The sequence below is a fragment of the Wolbachia endosymbiont of Drosophila incompta genome, assembly GCF_001758565.1.
In the GTDB taxonomy this organism is placed as follows: Bacteria; Pseudomonadota; Alphaproteobacteria; order Rickettsiales; family Anaplasmataceae; genus Wolbachia; species Wolbachia pipientis.
Map to the genome: position 1 here is coordinate 711,656 of NZ_CP011148.1, position 3,507 is coordinate 715,162.

Consider the following 3,507-nt stretch of genomic DNA (forward strand, 5'->3'; position numbering starts at 1 on the left):
GCAAGCAGTAGAAAGCTATTTATTTTTACGAAACAGCGAGAAAACTTTGAATAAACTGATAAGTAATACACGCGATGAACCAGAAAGCAAACTTTTTATAGAAAGGATTTTGCAACCGTTCATTGAACTTTTTAGTGAGCTTAAGCAACATAATTAAAGTACACTAAGCTTTAAGCATAGAAACCACTTTATCGTAACTTGGCAATGATTCAATTTCTCCAATTGCAGCTAGAGTGGTTTTTTCATGCTGAGATAACAATTCTTCTGCTGCTTTTTTTACGTTAGCAGTGGTAACTGCACTAATTTTTTCTATTAATTCATTTTTACTGATGTACCTATTATAGTTACCGTAGTAGTGTCCCAATGTTTCAGCACGTGAGCTAACACTTTCGCGTGACATTAAAATTTGGGATTTTACTCGCTCTTTCACTCTATTTACTTCTTCTTCCTTCAGATCATCTGTAGACAACTTCTTCAACTCTGTCGTTATAGATTTTAAAAGCTTATCTAAGTTACTACTGTCTGTACCAGCAAAAATGGAAAACATTCCTGTATTAGTATAGCTGGAATTAAATGAATAAACAGAGTAAGCTAATCCCTGCTTTTCCCTTACTTCCTGAAATAAACGTGATGACATTCCGCTCCCTAATATAGAATCAAGCACTTGAAACGTGTGATATTTATCGTCATGGCGAGAAACACTAGGTAGACCAATTAGCAAGTGTACCTGATCTAATTTACGATGTTCTAAATACTCACCACCAGTACAGCTCGCATTTTGGCTTTTTTTCAGCTTTTTAGAATGAATCTTTGAGAGAAAATCTTTGGTTAATGCAACAACTTCTTCATGTTCAACATTTCCTGCAACGGCAAATAGCATATTCTCACCAAAGTAATGCTCATTTATGTAATTATCTAGATCTCCTCGAGTAAAAGATTTTACAGTATTTTGCGTGCCTAAGATTGACCTACCAAATGGTTGGTCTTTATAAGCTGCCTCAAAATATTTGTCGAAAATAATGTCACTTGGTGAATCATTAGTTTGAAAAATCTCTTGTATTACAACACCCTTCTCACGTTCCAATTCATCTTCTGGAAACGTGGAATTCATCAATATATCTATTAATATATCAATACCAGTTTTTATGTCTTTCTTGAGGACTTTTGCATAATAGGTGGTGCTTTCCCTACCGGTGCTAGCGTTGAAAACTCCACCTATGTCATCAAAAGCTTTTGCAATTTCAAAGGCAGTTCTTGTCTTCGTCCCTTTGAAAGCCATGTGTTCTAAAAAATGGGATATTCCATTTTGCTTTGCACTTTCTGCTCTACTGCCAACACCAACTCGTATGCTTAAAGCTACGGAATCAATATCACGCACCTGCTCAGTTATTATGCGCAGACCATTATCTAATTTTGTTACCCGGGGTATATTCATCTCATATATTCTTCTAAGTTCTCTTCTGCAAAATCCCAATTAATCAAATGATCAAGGAAAACTTTTATGTAGTCAATTCTACGGTTTTGACAATCTAAATAATAGGCGTGCTCCCACACATCCATAGTGAGTAGTGGCACTTGGCCATAAATTATTGGCAAATCTGCATTTGGAGTCTTGGTGATTTTGAGCTTTCCTAACCTACCTTTTTCGAGCACTAACCATACCCATCCACTGCCAAACTGGCTTACTCCATGACTCGAAAATTCTTCATAAAATTTATCAAAGCCACCGATATCGTCTTGAATTTTTTTTGCTAGAAGACTACCATCTTTAGGCTTACCACCACCATTTTTTTTCATTGAATTCCAATAAAAAGTATGGTTCCAAACTTGTGCTGCATTATTAAATATAGGCAAGTTGCCGCTATTACCATGCACTTTTGTTATTAATTCCTCAATTTTTACATGTTGATAATCCGTATTTTCAACTAGCTCATTGAGTTTATTTAAATATCCTTTATGGTGCTTATCATAATGAAAATCTAAGGTTTTTGCAGATATATAAGGCTCCAAAGCTGTTTTATCGTATGGTAATTCAGGTAAAGTAAAACTCATAAAAACCTCTTTATTTCTAACCTACTTGGATGGTAGGGCAATATATGCTTTTGTGCAACATATAATTAATAGCTAAAACATTTAGGTATCTATTGCATTATTCTAAATTATACTACAATAACGATTATTATATAAGCCATAGAAATGGATTAAATGCAAAAGTTACTTGACACCCTTCGCCAACCCCCTTATCATGAAACTGAAGCTATTGTATTTGCTTTCGCCAATCTGCAGATTAAAAGGTAAGGATTACTTAATGTATCGGCGTCTTATGTTCAATTTTTTGCAGTATATAGATACTGTATGTCTTTACAAAACTTCATCTACATCTAGGTTTTTATCTAAATAAGCTGAACGCGCTTATAAAGCGTTACAAGACATCAAAAAATGCCAATACTCGACAGAGATAGTAAAAGACTAGCTAACTCGGGGATTCTTTGTCTTTTTTTCTGCTTAGTAAATTTCTTAAACGTTTGCAGCATAAGTTAGTTGCAATTAAAAGCAGCTGAACTTCGCTTGTCAAGCGTTTAAAACATAAAAAACGCCAATATTTTAAAGCGGATAATAACCCCAGGGCTTCTTTTGCCTTTTTTTTCGTTTGGTAAATTTCTTAATATTTATAGCTAAACAACAACCGTCATCCCGCTACGTGTTAGCGGGATCTATGCTTTGAGATACCGCGAATGAATCGCGGTATGACGGTGTAATGATGGTTAAGTATCCCGCTACNNNTTAGCGGCTAAGAGATACCGCGAATGAATCGCGGTATGACGGTGTAATGATGGTTAAGTAATTCGTCATTCCGCTACGTGTTAGCGGGATCTAGAGATACCGTGACGGTATGACAAGGGAGAACAGTTGTATTCCTGCACAATTTATTCTCATGACAAAAACGTCTTAACTTTCTCTCTACTTTTTCTGGGTAAGGTCAATTTTGTGAAAAAATGGATTGAATTATAGGTAGATTTGGCTATTATTTGTAATACATGGGTATTGGATAAAATGTTTGAATTTAGTTCTGTGCTGCTAGCTCGAATTCAGTTTGCCTTCACAATAGGCTTTCACATTATATTTCCTGCTTTCACGATCGGGCTTGCAAGTTTTCTAGCCTTTTTGGAATGGTGTTGGCTTAAGACTGGTGATACACGTTTCCGTGATGTTTATAAATTCTGGATCAAGATTTTTGCCGTTGCTTTTGGCATGGGAGTGGTATCTGGAGTTGTAATGTCATATCAACTTGGTACCAATTGGTCGATTTTTTCTGACCGCATAGCCAATGTTCTCGGCCCTCTATTTTCCTTTGAGGTTTTAACAGCCTTTTTTCTGGAGGCATCTTTTTTGAGTATTATGCTATTTGGATGGAATAGAGTAAGTTCTCGTATGCACTTTGCTTCTACTTGTATTGTTGCAGTGGGAACGCTTATTTCAGCTTTTTGGATTATTGCGGCCAACAGT

At 35.9% G+C, this 3,507-nt stretch carries 3 protein-coding genes and 1 pseudogene; 2 read left to right on the forward strand and 2 right to left on the reverse strand.

What is annotated here, in order from left to right; all coding sequences use genetic code 11:
* A pseudogene (locus tag WG67_RS08415) lies at positions 1 to 157 on the forward strand (WD_0736 family protein); the annotation flags it as partial.
* Positions 158 to 163: 6 nt separating this feature from the next.
* Here the strand turns inward: WG67_RS08415 and WG67_RS03145 are convergent.
* Both WG67_RS03145 and WG67_RS03150 read right to left on the reverse strand, forming a co-directional pair.
* Positions 164 to 1,435, reverse strand: coding sequence for a M16 family metallopeptidase (locus tag WG67_RS03145; protein WP_010962800.1), 1,272 nt, complete (start codon positions 1,433 to 1,435; stop codon positions 164 to 166).
* Complete coding sequence (locus tag WG67_RS03150) at positions 1,432 to 2,052, reverse strand: superoxide dismutase (RefSeq protein WP_010082437.1); 621 nt, start codon at positions 2,050 to 2,052, stop codon at positions 1,432 to 1,434. The genes WG67_RS03145 and WG67_RS03150 overlap by 4 nt, the downstream gene beginning before the upstream one ends.
* Positions 2,053 to 3,054: 1,002 nt before the next feature.
* Between WG67_RS03150 and WG67_RS08420 the strand changes: the two genes are divergently transcribed.
* Positions 3,055 to 3,507, forward strand: a 453-nt coding sequence (locus WG67_RS08420; protein ID WP_458695006.1) for a cytochrome ubiquinol oxidase subunit I, incomplete at its 3' end; no start/stop codon positions are given.

Coding starts and splice junctions, on each gene's coding strand:
- WG67_RS03145 (WP_010962800.1), bottom strand. CDS start 1,435: ATGAATATACCCCGGGTAACAAAATTAGATAATGGTCTGCGCATAATA.
- WG67_RS03150 (WP_010082437.1), bottom strand. CDS start 2,052: ATGAGTTTTACTTTACCTGAATTACCATACGATAAAACAGCTTTGGAG.